General features: G+C 38.3%; 11 protein-coding genes and 1 pseudogene. 4 read left to right on the forward strand and 8 right to left on the reverse strand.

The genetic code is table 11. The features are described from left to right. Positions 1-25 precede the first annotated feature (25 nt). Together NBH16_RS06285 and NBH16_RS06290 are read left to right on the forward strand one after the other, a co-directional pair. Positions 26-1,006 (forward strand): DUF4238 domain-containing protein, encoded by a 981-nt coding sequence (locus tag NBH16_RS06285; RefSeq protein ID WP_061315417.1) that lies wholly within the window; start codon positions 26-28, stop codon positions 1,004-1,006. Positions 1,007-1,012: 6 nt separating this feature from the next. Next, positions 1,013-2,947 carry a hypothetical protein gene (locus NBH16_RS06290; protein WP_230327937.1) on the forward strand — a complete coding sequence of 645 codons (1,935 nt, stop codon included), beginning with the start codon at positions 1,013-1,015 and terminating at the stop codon, positions 2,945-2,947. Positions 2,948-3,282: 335 nt separating this feature from the next. On the opposite strand, the pseudogene NBH16_RS06295 reads toward NBH16_RS06290, so the two are convergent. After that, positions 3,283-4,047, reverse strand: a pseudogene (locus NBH16_RS06295) (tyrosine-type recombinase/integrase); the annotation flags it as partial. A gap of 43 nt (positions 4,048-4,090) precedes the next feature. Between NBH16_RS06295 and NBH16_RS06300 the strand changes: the two are divergent. Then, positions 4,091-5,266, forward strand: coding sequence for a restriction endonuclease subunit S (locus tag NBH16_RS06300; RefSeq protein WP_250788234.1), 1,176 nt, complete (start codon positions 4,091-4,093; stop codon positions 5,264-5,266). On the opposite strand, the gene NBH16_RS06305 is transcribed toward NBH16_RS06300, so the two are convergent. Further along, positions 5,259-5,741: a restriction endonuclease subunit S gene (locus NBH16_RS06305; RefSeq protein WP_270616521.1), complete on the reverse strand. Its 483-nt coding sequence runs from the start codon at positions 5,739-5,741 to the stop codon at positions 5,259-5,261. The genes NBH16_RS06300 and NBH16_RS06305 overlap by 8 nt on opposite strands. A gap of 70 nt (positions 5,742-5,811) precedes the next feature. Between NBH16_RS06305 and NBH16_RS06310 the strand changes: the two genes are divergently transcribed. Beyond that, positions 5,812-6,426, forward strand: coding sequence for a restriction endonuclease subunit S (locus tag NBH16_RS06310; RefSeq protein WP_250788236.1), 615 nt, complete (start codon positions 5,812-5,814; stop codon positions 6,424-6,426). Here NBH16_RS06310 and NBH16_RS06315 read toward each other — a convergent pair. From NBH16_RS06315 to NBH16_RS06340, 6 genes are read right to left on the reverse strand one after another with little or no spacing between them, the layout of a single operon-like run. Then, entirely contained in the window at positions 6,419-7,627 is a 1,209-nt protein-coding gene (locus NBH16_RS06315) for a restriction endonuclease subunit S (RefSeq protein ID WP_250788237.1), read from the reverse strand. The genes NBH16_RS06310 and NBH16_RS06315 overlap by 8 nt on opposite strands. A gap of 5 nt (positions 7,628-7,632) precedes the next feature. Continuing rightward, positions 7,633-9,048 (reverse strand): virulence RhuM family protein, encoded by a 1,416-nt coding sequence (locus tag NBH16_RS06320; RefSeq protein ID WP_250788238.1) that lies wholly within the window; start codon positions 9,046-9,048, stop codon positions 7,633-7,635. 19 nt (positions 9,049-9,067) lie between these two features. Further along, positions 9,068-10,621, reverse strand: coding sequence for a type I restriction-modification system subunit M (locus tag NBH16_RS06325; RefSeq protein WP_178869887.1), 1,554 nt, complete (start codon positions 10,619-10,621; stop codon positions 9,068-9,070). Between the two features lie 6 nt (positions 10,622-10,627). Then, on the reverse strand, positions 10,628-11,551 hold the full coding sequence (locus NBH16_RS06330; protein WP_135947237.1) for a DUF5655 domain-containing protein: 924 nt from the start codon (positions 11,549-11,551) through the stop codon (positions 10,628-10,630). A 2-nt stretch (positions 11,552-11,553) separates the two neighbouring features. Next, positions 11,554-14,382, reverse strand: coding sequence for a type I restriction endonuclease subunit R (locus NBH16_RS06335; protein WP_178869889.1), 2,829 nt, complete (start codon positions 14,380-14,382; stop codon positions 11,554-11,556). A gap of 22 nt (positions 14,383-14,404) precedes the next feature. Further along, positions 14,405-14,686 carry a helix-turn-helix domain-containing protein gene (locus tag NBH16_RS06340; RefSeq protein ID WP_178869920.1) on the reverse strand — a complete coding sequence of 94 codons (282 nt, stop codon included), beginning with the start codon at positions 14,684-14,686 and terminating at the stop codon, positions 14,405-14,407. Between the last annotated feature and the right edge of the window lie 54 nt (positions 14,687-14,740).

The raw sequence follows: 14,740 nt of genomic DNA on the forward strand, positions 1-14,740 counted from the left end.
ATTTTAAACCTATTGTAAATTCATAATGAAACAACACTATATCCCAAGATGCTATCTGAAGAGATTTTCTGATAACGACAAGAGTCTTTTTACATACGATAAGCTGCAATCAAAGGTATATCCAGCCAGTATGATGTCTGTCTGTTGTGAAGATGATATGTACTCTATTTCAGTTTCATATGGCGAAAAGAATAACAAGAAATCCGGGAATAATCTCAATAGATTGTCGATAGAGCATGACCATTTTGCCAATTTAATTGAGCCAAACCTCTCTCAGCTTTTACAATCCATAGATGTCATAAAGGACGAATGGATTTCGGGCAAGGAACAATACCGTTTACAGTTTGAAGAAAAAAGAGAACTAGCATTGCATCTTGTTACTCAATTTTTTCGACATCCTCTATTTAAAGATTCAACAGTTGACGACTATCTCAGGATGGAGAGAGCAAGAATTGACATGGTGAAATATTTTCTAGCCAAAGAAAAAGGAGATGAATCTATTAATAATCTGGAAATAGACATAGAATGTGAAGCACCAGTTCTCCATGCACAGTTAACCTATTTAGATGATGAGACTCTTATGGATTTTGCTAATGCGATAGCAAATAATATATGGATGTTTCTCGTAAGTGAAAATGATGATTTCTATACAAGTGATTTTCCAATTATTGTTGAGCCTCATGTGAAAAATGCACGTCCTATGTATATGGGACTTGCTCAATATGGAGGAGAGTTGACATTCCCATTATCACCGACTCTAATGATAGTAGTTTTTGACAGAGTGTATTTTAAAGAAAAGGAGGAGTATGACTGCACATTCTCAATTGCAACTGATAAAGAAATCAGGCGCCAAAACATGTTAAGATACTTCTATGCTAAACGACATGTTTTTAGTGCTAAGAAGGACTTTAAACTTATTGATATGATATATAAATTAGAAGGTCATCATATTTTCGTCAACTCTAATTTCAAGTCTAAAATTGTAAGTGGCCTAGGGAAGTATTGATACTTTATGGCAAATACTCATATGGTTAGAAAAAGAAAACACACAAAGAAGAAAAGACAGCCCCCTAAGGCTAAGAAGAAAAAGACAGTAGTTAGGCAATGTGCCAATACTTCAAATCCATTTGAATTGCAAATGCGTGCTATGGGCAAGTATCTGCTTAAAGTCTTTAAAGATAAAGATGCTATTAAAACTGCTCTAAGGGAGCATATTGAGATAGTTGAGGGTTATTTTAGAAAATACGATTCAGTTCAGCTACTTGGAAGCATTGGATTATATTTGTTAGACCACCTACCAAACATTGAAAAGCACTTTATAGCTCAGATGAATGGCACAGATATGCGTCTGGATGAAAATGCAGAAGTGATAGCAGAATATGCTATGAATTTTGGACTTGCATTACCCAATGATGGGAAAGACACCCCCACAGATGATGTCATAAAGGATTTGAGAGATAAACTGAAGACTTTGTTTGTAGCTTATATGCATCTTGATATGCCATTAGGTGACGAGCCTACCCAATTTATTGATTGGATGATTCATATGGATACCATCGCTGTTCGTGGCGATGGTTATCAAGTTCATGTGTATGAAGTATTTAAAGAAATGTTCTTCCCACATACGACCTTTTACCAACAGCAATTCGGCTATAGTGTTGACCAACTATTTGATTTCTTTATGGATCTGGAAAATAGGGTTATATGCAAGATATGTAGCCAAGATACTATCTATGGTGCAACAAAGATGCATGATCGGTGGGTGAAATGGGAAGAAAAGGCTTTTGGACCTATTGGTAATGAAGCTAGATTAGAGAATAAAGATTTCTCAAAAGGTATATTTGGTGCGTTCTTTGAAGCAAACCCAGATGTGCCGCATACGGAAGATGGCATGCAATTCCTTATGTATCAACCAGATGATTATAGAGGATCTCATATGGTATTTTGGGTCTATCCTCAAAGCGAGGTGGAGACAAGAGTCCTAGATTCTCTTTCTATGAAATTTGGTGATAATTCCGCTTTTCTTGTAGAAAGCGAATTTAAAGGCAGTATTATGAATGGTCATAGTATTTTTGAGAAGCCGTTCGTTAAAGATGGTGATAAATATTATTGCTTTACTCCTATGATTCCACATAGAAATCTGTTCTTGATTGCAGAAAAGCTTATGATGCGCAATGGAGTCTATTACCAGAAGAATTTCCAGCAGAACACGTCTCCGATTAGCCGAGATGTTTATATTGAGAGTAAAGTAAAGTCTGTCATGAAGTCATTTCTGCCAGATGTTACGTTTTATCCTTCTGTACATTATAAAATAGTGGAGGAAGGGGTAAAAAAGAATCCAGAACTGGATATTCTTGGTGTTTCTGATAAGGCAATCTATATTATTGAAGTTAAAGCCCATGAACTTTCTTATAAAGACAGAGTTAGGTTAGATGGAGCCAAGGGTAAGTTCAAGGCATCTGTTGCTGAGGCATGTAAACAATGCTGTAGAGCTGCTGATTTTATTTATAATTCTACAAAACCTGAATTTGGCACACAAGAAGGAACAGTTATTATTGATAAGAAGAAGCCAATATATAAGATAGCTGTAACCTTCCAACATTTTTCTTCATTGTTTGGACAGATGGATAAGCTTGTGACTGCTGGTTTGATGGAGGAGCATTTCCGTGATACATGGGCTGTGTCATTGTTTGATTTGATGGTCGTTGCTGATTTTGTTGAATCAGAGGATGAGTTTTTATCCTATCTTGATATGCGAAAAATAATTAATACGAATCATAGTACATTTCATGACGAACTTGATTTGTTGGGGCAGTTCTTGAATGAAAATCTTGCTGACAAGGTAACTTCCGACAAGCCTATGAAGATTATTGGTGGTTCTGGTGATATTGATGAGGAATATGCTAAAGATTTCTATATTCCTATGGACTTTGGCTTTGGAGAGTAATAAGTGAAGCTTTTGCATAACACATATTTATTTATAAGTAAATGGGATTTAAGAAGATGCTTGCTAAAACAGAAAATACACCTTCTGAGGCTGTACTTTACCATGAGAACAGACTGTGCTAAAACAAAAAGCCATACAAAAGACGACTCTGTGAAAATAACTTAGAGGAAATTCTTTTTTCTCACGATATACTCTTATCTTTGCAGCAGACAAAGTGGTTCTTTGAAATGGCAAAATGAGGTAAAGTGTAGAAGTTCACTGGTTTCCTTATCGTTACCATCCCTTATTGGCAATCAAACTAATCTATTGGTTAGTTGATATTTACGAAATTTTCTATGTCTTGCAGTATGATACTTTAGTTTTGGGATACCTAATTTTTCCATTAGTTTGGTATAATAATTCCGGTAGGTACGCGGTTCTGTCGGATATTCAGCATTGGTTAGAATATAAAAATCATCATTGACTACCCTTTTCAGAGGCTTCATCATTGCGAGCAATTCCTTTGTCATAGGAATCTCTCTACAGGAATTTTGAGTTTTTGGAGTATTGATAACCAACTCTGTATGTTTCTGTATCCCATCAATAATATATATTCGCTCTATTGTGCGGTTTACAGTAATAGTTCCATCCATTGTGTTGATGTCGCTCCACTTCAAGGCACAGACCTCCCCTATGCGAAGCCCGGTACATAGACTAATGTAAATGCCAAGTCCGGCAAAAGAGAAATGGTTTTGAATATGGTTGAGCACCTTTTTGTGATTGGCTACTGATAGAACCTCCAATTCTTTGTTTGTCGAAATGGTCGGATATTTGATGTCCCATTCATAATAGTCCATCCATTCGTTTTTTACCCCGAACTTCATCACCATTTTGAGAACTATCAGAATGTCCTTTACAGATTTTACACTTAATCCACTCTCGATTTTTCGCAGGACATAGTCCTGCACAGTCTCTTCATGGAGCGAATCACACTCTCCAAAAGAGGGAAGGATGTGGTTCTCCAAGATTAGCACATAAGCAGCCATTGTAGACTGCTTCACAAATGGTCGCTTGCTCTCTTTCCATGCGACCACAATTTCTCTAATTGTCTTGTTGCTCATATTATTTCATTTAATGATAAATGTCTATAATTAGAGAAATATAATGAGCGATGTTCCCCATATGAGATTTCCGGAGTTTACGGAGGAATGGAACTCAAAATCATTAATTGATTTAGCGAATGTAATTGGTGGAGGAACTCCTGATACTACGGTGAAATCATATTGGGATGGAGAAATACAATGGTTTACACCTTCTGAGATAGGCAAAAGTAAATACGTTGATTTAAGTATTCGTACTATAACAGAAGAAGGGTTGAATAATTCTAGTGCTAAACTTTTACCTTCCGGTACGATACTTTTAAGTACTCGTGCAACAATCGGAGAATGCTCGCTATCACTTAGAAAATGTGCTACGAATCAAGGATTCCAATCACTTGTGTCAAAAAAGTGCAATACGGATTTTCTTTATTATCTAATACAAACAAAGAAAAAGGATTTAATCAGGAAATCTTGTGGATCGACTTTTTTAGAGATTTCCGCAAATGAAGTCCGTAAGATTCAGGTATCTGTTCCTACTGAGGTAGAACAACAAAGGATAGCGGAATTATTGTCGTTGATTGATGAACGTATAGCTACCCAAAACAAAATCATTGAGAAACTTCAATCCTTAATCAAAGGACTTGTTGACGAATTGATGACAGTTCTTTTGAAAGGAAAACTTTATCCGTTTTCTTCTTTCTATATCAAAGCTGGTGAAGGTGGCACTCCAACGACATCGGTAGTTGAATATTATACAGAAGGTACAATTCCATTTATTAAGATTGAAGACTTGTCTTGTAAATATCTGACAAATAATAAAGACTTTATAACAGAACTGGGTATGCAAAAATCATCAGCATGGCTTATTCCATCAAAGTCTGTTATATACTCCAATGGTGCTACCATAGGTGCAATATCTATAAATGAATATCCAGTTTGTACCAAGCAAGGTATATTGGGCATTGTTCCGAACACAAATATCAATGTAGAGTATTTGTATTTGCTGATGTCTTCTTCTTACTTCTCAAAAGAAATAAGCAGAATTATTACAGAGGGAACAATGAAAACTGCATATCTTAAGGACATCAATCATATCAAATGTCCTTTACCATCTATGGCACAACAAAAGAATATAACAAACTTAACATCCTCAATAGAGGAAAAACTGTCTATAGAACAGGAACTTTTAAGGTGCTTGAATTTACAGAAACAATATCTATTGCACATGATGTTTATATAAACAACATACGCAACAGGTAAGATTTTTGTGCGCTTAGTGATATAACAAGGTTTTGTTCCGCAACTAACTTTTGATCGATGTTATGTAGCAATGATGCAATCCTTATTCGCTTTTCAATGGATGGGTAGAATAATTTTGCCTTCCCATAATCTTTGAAGTAGATGTGAGGGATAGCCATTCCTGTTATATATGGAGTGAAATTGAACGCCATAAGTGCATAATACAGGTAAAGAATTGAGTAATTTTCTTTGGCTGTTAGATAGTTGAGTGTTCCAATTACAGAAAAATGGTCATTAACATACGACAAAGAACCAACACCGGAACCATCTTTGACTATTAAAATTGATTCGCCATTATAAGCATAGTTGTTGGTATAGCCAATAAGTCCAGTTGCACCATATACAGGATATGAGCCAGTCACAGATACGCAATTTTCTTGCAATGTGGATGAATGGCATTCAAGGCAATCACACAAGCGTATATTGGGAGTACCTGACTGTGTAAGTTGTGCTGCAAGTCCTTTGATTAAGGATTGAATAACGGAAATGTCTGCGATTAGTAAATATTTGTTCGCACGAAAAGATTTGTTAGAAACTACTATATGCTTGTCGAATATTGCGACATTGAAAAATGGTTACGCATTCCAGAGTGGCAAGTATAATGCACTGGGCAAATGGAAAATCCTCACAATAACAAATGTGCCAGGCGAGCGATATATAAACGATGAAGATTGCAATTGCATAATCAACTTGCCGAACGATATACAAGACCACCAAGTATTAAAAGAAGGAGATATTTTAATATCTCTTACGGGTAATGTTGGGCGTGTTTCTCTTTGTAAGAATGGGAACTATTTACTCAACCAACGAGTTGGTTTGTTACAACTTGCGAAAAATGTAAATCAAGAGTTCCTATATCAAATTCTATCTTCTCAAAGATTTGAGAATAGTATGATAGCTTGTGGTCAAGGTGCTGCCCAAATGAATATTGGTAAAGGGGATGTAGAAAACTATGTGTTACCGTATTCCTCAAATGGCAATAACATTCTTTGGGTCGCAAAAATACTACACTCATACGATGAGTGCATCATTAATGAGCTGCGAAGACTAACCTTGTTAACCATGCAGAAGCAATACCTCCTTACCCAGATGTTCATATAAACATCTGGGACAAAAGATAGTTCTTTTGCCTATTGAATAGTTTAAGTACAGATAACTCATTGTCGATTTTCGCATCAATGCTTTGCAGTGTTGACGCAATTTTCATATTGCGACTATGTCCATAAGTTGGAATCATTATTCCGCGAACAATATCAGCGTTAATATTACTTTGTGTACCAGTTTCAAGATATTTGTGGATGTGGCGATACTTAAAATATGACAAGTAGTAGTACAGATAATCCAATAAATCTTTGTCTCTGAGCCGCATCGCAAACATTGCCTGGCTTGTAGTAATAGGTACTTCATTTATAGTTACCAAGCCAACCGATGCGTACATTGATATTATTAAACTATACTCTGGAACCACCCATGCCGAAGAGTTCTCTAATCCGCTTCGACTCAAATGATTTTCCGTGTATCGGACATACTTACCTTGCTTTGTTATATCGTTAATACTCAAGAATGGTATTTCTCCATTATAGTATTCTTTATTTGTAGAAGTTGGAGTGCCGCCAGCCTTACCTTTTGAGAACAAAGTGTCTAATCTATTCCATCCATTAGGCTTTTGAGCAAATGCCTGTTTACTAATCGCAGACTTTAGTTTCTTTAAATCCTCAATGATTTTGTTTTGGGTAGCGATGCGCTCATCAAGAAGAGATAACAATGTGGAGATTTTATTTTCTTCTTGTAATGAGGTCGTAAATATAGGAAAGGAAGAATATTCTTGTGAGTTGATTCCTGGCTGCCCAGAGCGTGCAGACATTATTGAAACCCATCTCCAATACCTATGAGTATGTAATTGTGAAAACACAAAATATGGATTATGCTCTGTCACATTTGCCCTAATCAAAAAACCTGCATAATAAAGTTTTCCATCAGATTTCCTATATAGATAAGATTTCCCTGTACTTGCCCCTGTCCTTGCTAATAGGATATCTCGGTCATTTACCACATAATTATCTGTCAGCGTCCCGTCAGGAGATACAATATCCGTATCATTATAAGTTGACGATGCTTCATCTATGTCTGTAATGCGGATATATTTATTCTCGCCATCAAAAGGCTTTGCAGCAGCATTCATACCATAGTCGAATCCTGTTGCTATATCACCGAACTTACATTTCTCCCACTCACCACTAAACTCCGGGAATCTCAAATGGGGAACATTAAGGACTTTTTTATCTTTATTATCTATTGCCATAGTTGTCATTCTTTTGTAGGATTCAAATCAAATGGAAGCAATGGAGTTTCATCATTACCCTCATTAAAACGATCAAAATCTGATATGTATGATTTATCTTGAATCAGTTTATATTTTTCGTATTCACTATAAGCCTTATCTTTTGCTTCTTCTTGTGTCACTTTTCCTGCCGTATCGCACGGCTCGTAATCCATCGCTGCAAGATATTGTTGAAGGAACCTTTTCCAATCATCCATAGTTGAAACGATATGACGTGCAGCACGAGATTCTGCCATATCAAGAAAGGCAGTTGTGATAAGATTCAACTGGGACAATTCAGAATCTGACAGGTAATTTTTTGCAATGATGGTATCAGACTTTTGCACTCTTCCATCAGGAGCTTTCTTCCATGTGGTAAGTCCCATGTAAGGTTGCTCGGAATCAGCCCGTTGATAGATAATTTCCGCAGCCGTATGATGGGTAACGGCAAGGTGCATCATATTCTGTACCATCTTGAAGAACAACTTTGTATCTTCTGATTTCGGGTCGTAATCCGCACTGCATTCTGCATAAATGTCAGTTATCTTTTGGTAATATCTGCGCTCTGAGGTGCGTATTTCACGAATACGCTCAAGCAAATCGTCAAAATAGTCCTTTCCGAAATGTTTGCCCTGTTTCAGCCTCTCGTCATCGAGGGCATATCCTTTAATGATAAACTCTTTCAGCACTGAAGTTGCCCAAATACGGAATTGAGTAGCTTGATAGCTATTTACTCTATACCCCACCGCTACAATAGCATCGAGGTTGTAGAATAGCGGCATACGCTCCACTTCCCGGTCTCCTTCTGTTTGAACTATCCCAATTTTTCGGATAGTTGCCTCTTTGGTGAGCTCTCCGCTTTCATAAATCTGTCCAAGATGGTAGTTAATGGTGCGGACATCAACCCCAAACAAATCTGCCATTCTTTTCTGGGACATCCAGAATGTTTCGCTGTTGAAAATGACTTCTATACGTGCTTCCCCTTGGGCTGTTTTATACAATAATATATTAGCGCTTAGCGAATTATGCATAAGTTCTGTCATTGAGACAGATTGCGAGAAAAAGTCTCGTGCCTGTTGAACAAGCAACTTTTTGCCATCAGCATTTTCCGCAATAATCATACATGCCATACGAGAGAGACGGAATATGTTTACCTTGCGGAATGAACCGTTTCCTATCCTGACCATATCAACCGCTTGGTTGAAATGCTCGTCCACATTCATTCCTTTTTCTCCGGCTACTTTGATGGCTTTATCTATGACCCTTTGGAATTTCCAATAAGCAGAATAGCCCATTGCACCACAAAGGTCACGGGAACTCCAATATTCATTTCCGCTCTCGTCCTTTCGGAGTATATTCTCAAATGATGGAACCATCTGAGGTATATTGTCATTTTCTCCCATGTTGCAATTACTCGTTAGCTTATTCTACAAGACCCAATTCTTTCAGATATACCTCAATCTCCTTATCCAACTCAGCACGCTTGGCTTCCAGTTCCTTTATTTCAGCCATTACAGCCTTGATGTCGATAGGTTCTTCCTCTTCAAAAGTATCAACGTAGCGTGGAATATTCAGATTGTAATCGTTCTCCTCCACCTCTTTCAAGGTAGCCAAATGACTGTACTTTTCTATTTCCTTGCGGTCACGGTAAGTCTCGACAATCTTTTGGATATGCTGCTCTCGGAGTTTGTTTTGAGTCTTAACTTTTTCAAACTCCTTGCTGGCATCAATGAACAGGATATTGTCGTCTTCTTTGCGGCACTTCTTGAACACAAGAATACATGTCGGGATGCTTGTGCCGTAGAAGATGTTGGCAGGCAAGCCAATAATGGCATCCACATAATTTTTCTTTTCTATAAGGAAACGACGGATAACACCTTCTGCATTACCACGGAACAACACACCATGCGGAGCAACACAAGCCATTGTCCCGCCTTCGTTCAAGTGATAAATCATGTGCAGGATAAAGGCATAGTCGGCAGTCTTACGTGGAGCAAGCCGTCCTGCCTTGCTGAAACGGTCATCGTTATTGAACTTGTCGGCAGCACTCCATTCGGCAGAGAACGGAGGATTTGCTACCACAGCGTCAAACTGGGTATCTCCAAAGGCATCCCATTCGAGCGTATCACCATTTTCAATCTTAAAGTTGCTGAATCGGATGCCGTGCAGCAACATATTCATTCGGGCAAGATTGTAAGTTGTCGGATTCTTTTCCTGTCCGTAAATATCAACAGCATTTCCGATATTGGCAGCACGAAGAAGTAGCGAACCACTACCGCAAGTAGGGTCATAGACATTGCGTAAACGCTGATGTCCAATGGAAACAATCTCTGCCAAGATACGGCTGACTTCCTGCGGGGTATAGAACTCTCCAGCCTTTTTTCCGGCTCCTGCGGCAAATTGCGAAATCATATATTCGTAAGCATCACCCAAAATATCAATCTCCTGCGAAGCCTCCACGCCAAAGTCTATATCGTCCAATGCAAGAAGTACATTGCTGACAAGCGTATTCTTGTCATCGGCAGTCTTGCCCAACTTAGGCGAAGCCAAATCTATATCAGAGAACAAACCGCCAAAATCCTCTTCACTATCCTGTCCCAATGTACTATCCTCAATACGCTTCAAAGAACGTTCAAGCATAGGCAAGATGTTTTCTTTATGCTTGATAGACTCTATTATTGACGAAAACAAAAATTTCGGCTCTATGAAATAGCCGATATTCTCCAAGCATTGGTTCTTGGCCTCCTCTTGCAGTTCCACCGCATCGGCATCCTCCATTTCCCACAATTCCTTAAAACTCACCCCATCATCCGCTAAGGCATTGTCGGCATACTTTTCTATTTTCTCCGACAGATATTTATAAAAAATGAACCCCAGTGTAAAATACATGAAGTCACTTGCCGACATATTGCCACGCAAACGATTTGCGACCTCCCAAAGCTGGTCACGGAGTTTCTGCTGTAATTCTTCGCTCATAATATCTTATTCCTTATTCTTATTTATTGTTTGACGTAACAAGTTAAAAACATAATCTATTTCAGTTTCATTTTTCAAAGGAAAACGAACCTCATAAGCTCCATTTCCCCAGTGTCCAACTTCTGATACATCACGGGTAATACCTTCCGGGTCTTTGAGTGTTCCTTTCTTGGCGTTTAGAAATAGTCTTATGCCCTTGTTTTGCATAACTATATCACAAAATACCTTTCCTCCTATCTTGAAACCAATGGTTTTCTTTTTGGGATATATCGTAATATCTTCTCCAAAAGACAGCAAAAATTCTTTAATTTCAGCATATATATTCAGGAAGTCATCTTCAACGTTCTCCAAATGATCCTGTTCGCTATATACCTTTATCTCCTTACTTACAGTTGTTATTGTCTCGTTGTTTGAGACTGTTTTAATACTTTCTTTGCTTGAACGATTCACAATCTGTTCAAACGAAAGAGTATCATTTGTAAAGCGTTTGATTTCCCATAGTTCTATAGGTAAATCCTTGAAATTAATTGCTTCTTTTTGATATGTTGTAAAATTAGGCGATACAAACAACACTTTTGACTGAGACCAGTCCACATCATTTCGTTTGAGTATGCCAGACTTTGATTCGTTATACTCCAAGATGAATTCCGCCTTGTTATTTAGCATTAAAGACAAGTAAGCATAACCTTGGTCGATTACACTGAAATTCTTATCCCTTTTATATTCTATGATTACAAAAGACTTCTTCTCCGAATCAAATGCCAAAGAATCTATACGGAAAGAACCAATGGAAAATTCCGTTTTAATAAAATCAAGCCCAAGCAGTGGCTGGAGATTCTTTTCAACTATGTTTTGAATTTCTTTCTCCAGCTTAAATGGCTTCTCCTTTATAAGCGTTAGTTGCTCATTATATATTTTATATGTTGACATGTCTACTCCCAATTAAAAGTCCTTATTATATTGCGCAGCCTTTCCATTATTCTCGTCAAAGCCTTCCGGGTTTTGATAAGTCCGAGGTGCTTCTCTTTCAAGGCTTTCTGTATTATTCCCGGCTGCTCCTTTTGTAAATAGTCATACTCTTTGATGTAAAGATTAAGCACATCTGCTGAAATTTGTTCATCATCGGCCAAATCATTCACCGCCTTATTGCGTTCCGAAACAATATATTGGTTCAAACGTTCCTCCAACTCATTTGTTCCATCAGCCTTATTTCGTCCGTTCATAAAGTTCTCCTTGTCTTCATCCACATTCTTCCGGATAAAGCCGTCAATGAGTTTAGCCTTGCCTCGCATTCCGGCATCCTTAATCATAGTATCAAGGATATGCTGGCGTTTTGCTGAATAATCATCGCTATACGGGTCAAGTTCCGCAATGAGTTCAAGGATGTAAGCCACATTGATGATATCGCTGTGCAACAATTCAAGACAGAAATCAATATCTTCCAAACCTTGACTATTTCCATAAGGCACAGAATCTTCCGCAACAACAGACGGTGTTACCGGTGGATCGATAAACCCAACTGTAATATCAAGATATTTACTTTTATAATCGTTGAACTGTTGTTCAGTCATTCCAAGGTCATCTGCATCCTCATTGTAGTCTTCGTATATCTGTATTTCTGCATGTTTACGGATAATATCACGGAATGCGAGCACAAAATTCTTCTTGTCATTTTCACTTTGCAAAAGGTCTATGCTGCTTGGTGTAGGATATTTTTGCAAGAAATCTACCGCCAGTCTTTGATATTCCTTTTTTACATCCTCAAACGGAGGACGGATTATATCTTCCGGATTATCTGAGTTGCTGAACAATTTGATAGACTTATCGACATTGCTTTTCAAATCACGGAAACACACAATCTTGCCGAATCGTTTCTTCTCGTTCAACACCCGGTTGGTACGGCTGAATGCTTGCAGCAGACCATGATATTCCATATTCTTATCTACATAAAGCGTGTTCAGCTTTTTGCTATCAAAGCCTGTAAGGAACATACCCACGACAAGACAAAGGTCAAGCGGTTTCATATCCGCTTTCTTCTTTTTCATACGCAGGTTGATGTCATCGTAGTATGCACGGAAATTTTCGGTAGTAAATGCTGTACCAAACATTTCATTATAATCGTCCATGATAGCTTGCAGCTCATCCGCTTCGCCTACGCTCTCACTAACATATTGCCCTGTACCCATACCTGTCTGGTCATCATCCTGACTACTGTTTGCACCATAGGTAAATACTGCACCAATACGAATACTTGGCTTTAACGATTTGAATATCTTGTAATAGCGGATAAGCATCGGTACGGACTGCACGGCAAACAGCGCATCAAATTCTCCGTCAAATGTAGACTTATTGAAATTGTTAATAATGAATTTGGCAATTTCTTCCATACGACTTTGATTGTCGTTATCAACAATTTCATTGGCATGATAATACTCCACAAGGAAACCAAGCACATTTTCATCGGCAATAGCATCCTTAATGAGATATTTATGAAGACAATTTCCGAATATTTCTTTAGTCGTATGACCATCCACAGCATTCTCGGTAAAGATAGGGGTTCCCGTAAAGCCGAATATTTGGGCATCGTCAAAGAACTTCATAATCTTCTTATGACTATCCCCGAAATGACTGCGATGACACTCATCAAATATCATCACGATACGGGAATGACGAATATCCTCAATCTTGCTGCTGTACCATGTCTTGCTTACTGCGGCATTAAGTTTCTGAATGGTAGTGATGATAATCTTGGAATTGCTTTGCAGGCGTTTTACAAGTTCATCCGTATTATCAGTACTATCAACCGCACCCGGTTCAAATGCTTCATATTCCGATTGGGTCTGTGTATCGAGGTCATGACGATCAACTACGAACATCACCTTGTCCACATCATCCAATTCCGATACAAGCTGTGCTGCCTTGAATGAAGTCAACGTTTTTCCTGCTCCTGTTGTATGCCAGATATAACCGTTGTCATTGGAGTTTTGCACCCTGTCCAAAATCTTTTCTACGGCATAGAACTGATATGGGCGAAGCACCATCAGGCATTTGTCACCCTCATGAAGCACAATGTATTTGCCGATGATTTTACCAAGCGTGCATTTTTCCAAAAAGAATGATGCAAACATATCCAATTCATTGAATGGATGATTTTGAGCATCAGTCCAATTGAATGTAAACTTGTAGCCGCTATTTGGATTATTGGCAAAATAACGGGTATTGACACCATTTGAGATGACAAACAACTGGATATAGTCAAACAATCCATGAAACGAAGTCTTGTGATAACGCTGTATCTGGTTGTATGCCTGTTTCAGCTCCACTCCTCTACGTTTCAATTCAATCTGTACTAAAGGCAAGCCATTGATAAGGATTGTCACATCATAACGGCATTTCTTCCGTCCTTCTACGGTTATTTGGTTGGAAACCTGAAACTCGTTTTGGCACCACTGCTGCCTGTTTAGAAACTCCACCCATATACGTTGTCCGTCTGCTGTATCAAGCGGATATAAATCACGAAGTTTCTTTGCCTTTTCAAAGCGCGAGCCTCCTTCAAGATAGATGACAATCTTCTCAAATTCCTCTGCCGTAAACCCGGTACGTCCGTGTTCCTCCAAGCGTTTGCGGTTGTGGATTTCCAACTGCCGCTTGAAATTGGCATACAAATTATCCTCTTCTGCGATTTGGACATACTCATAGTCCATTTGCATAAGAGTGGCTATCAGTCCGGCTTCCAATGCCGCTTCGCTTTGTATTGACATATCCTTGCCTTATTATGAGTGGTTACTTTACTTTTATATTACTATTCAGTATCTTGATATCCAATGCTTTTTCAATCTTGCACAGAGTTTCCAATGACAGGTTCTCCCGTCCTTTCAGTACTTTAGAGATGTATTGCTGAGAACAATTCATCTTCATAGCCAACGCCTTTTGAGTCATACCGAGCTGCTCCATTCGATTCGACATAATTGTTGCAATAGTCTGTGAATGCAACATCCACGCATCTACATCATCTGCGATAATATTTTCAGACTGTTCTAAAGACGCATCAATTTGTACTTCCATCACTGTATAATATCAGAATACCTTTGTCTTATCGCAGACAAAGGTACTATAAAT

The organism is Parabacteroides sp. Y3-G-102 (genome assembly GCF_023656845.1).
Taxonomy (GTDB): domain Bacteria; phylum Bacteroidota; class Bacteroidia; order Bacteroidales; family Tannerellaceae; genus Parabacteroides; species Parabacteroides distasonis.

What these genes read in the sequence shown, in the direction of transcription:
- NBH16_RS06285 (WP_061315417.1), top strand. Translation starts at nt 26, where the DNA reads ATGAAACAACACTATATCCCAAGATGCTATCTGAAGAGATTTTCTGAT.
- NBH16_RS06290 (WP_230327937.1), top strand. Translation starts at nt 1,013, where the DNA reads ATGGCAAATACTCATATGGTTAGAAAAAGAAAACACACAAAGAAGAAA.
- NBH16_RS06315 (WP_250788237.1), bottom strand. Translation starts at nt 7,627, where the DNA reads ATGGCAATAGATAATAAAGATAAAAAAGTCCTTAATGTTCCCCATTTG.
- NBH16_RS06340 (WP_178869920.1), bottom strand. Translation starts at nt 14,686, where the DNA reads ATGGAAGTACAAATTGATGCGTCTTTAGAACAGTCTGAAAATATTATC.
- NBH16_RS06325 (WP_178869887.1), bottom strand. Translation starts at nt 10,621, where the DNA reads ATGAGCGAAGAATTACAGCAGAAACTCCGTGACCAGCTTTGGGAGGTC.
- NBH16_RS06310 (WP_250788236.1), top strand. Translation starts at nt 5,812, where the DNA reads ATGTCTGCGATTAGTAAATATTTGTTCGCACGAAAAGATTTGTTAGAA.
- NBH16_RS06300 (WP_250788234.1), top strand. Translation starts at nt 4,091, where the DNA reads ATGAGCGATGTTCCCCATATGAGATTTCCGGAGTTTACGGAGGAATGG.
- NBH16_RS06330 (WP_135947237.1), bottom strand. Translation starts at nt 11,551, where the DNA reads ATGTCAACATATAAAATATATAATGAGCAACTAACGCTTATAAAGGAG.
- NBH16_RS06335 (WP_178869889.1), bottom strand. Translation starts at nt 14,382, where the DNA reads ATGTCAATACAAAGCGAAGCGGCATTGGAAGCCGGACTGATAGCCACT.
- NBH16_RS06320 (WP_250788238.1), bottom strand. Translation starts at nt 9,048, where the DNA reads ATGGGAGAAAATGACAATATACCTCAGATGGTTCCATCATTTGAGAAT.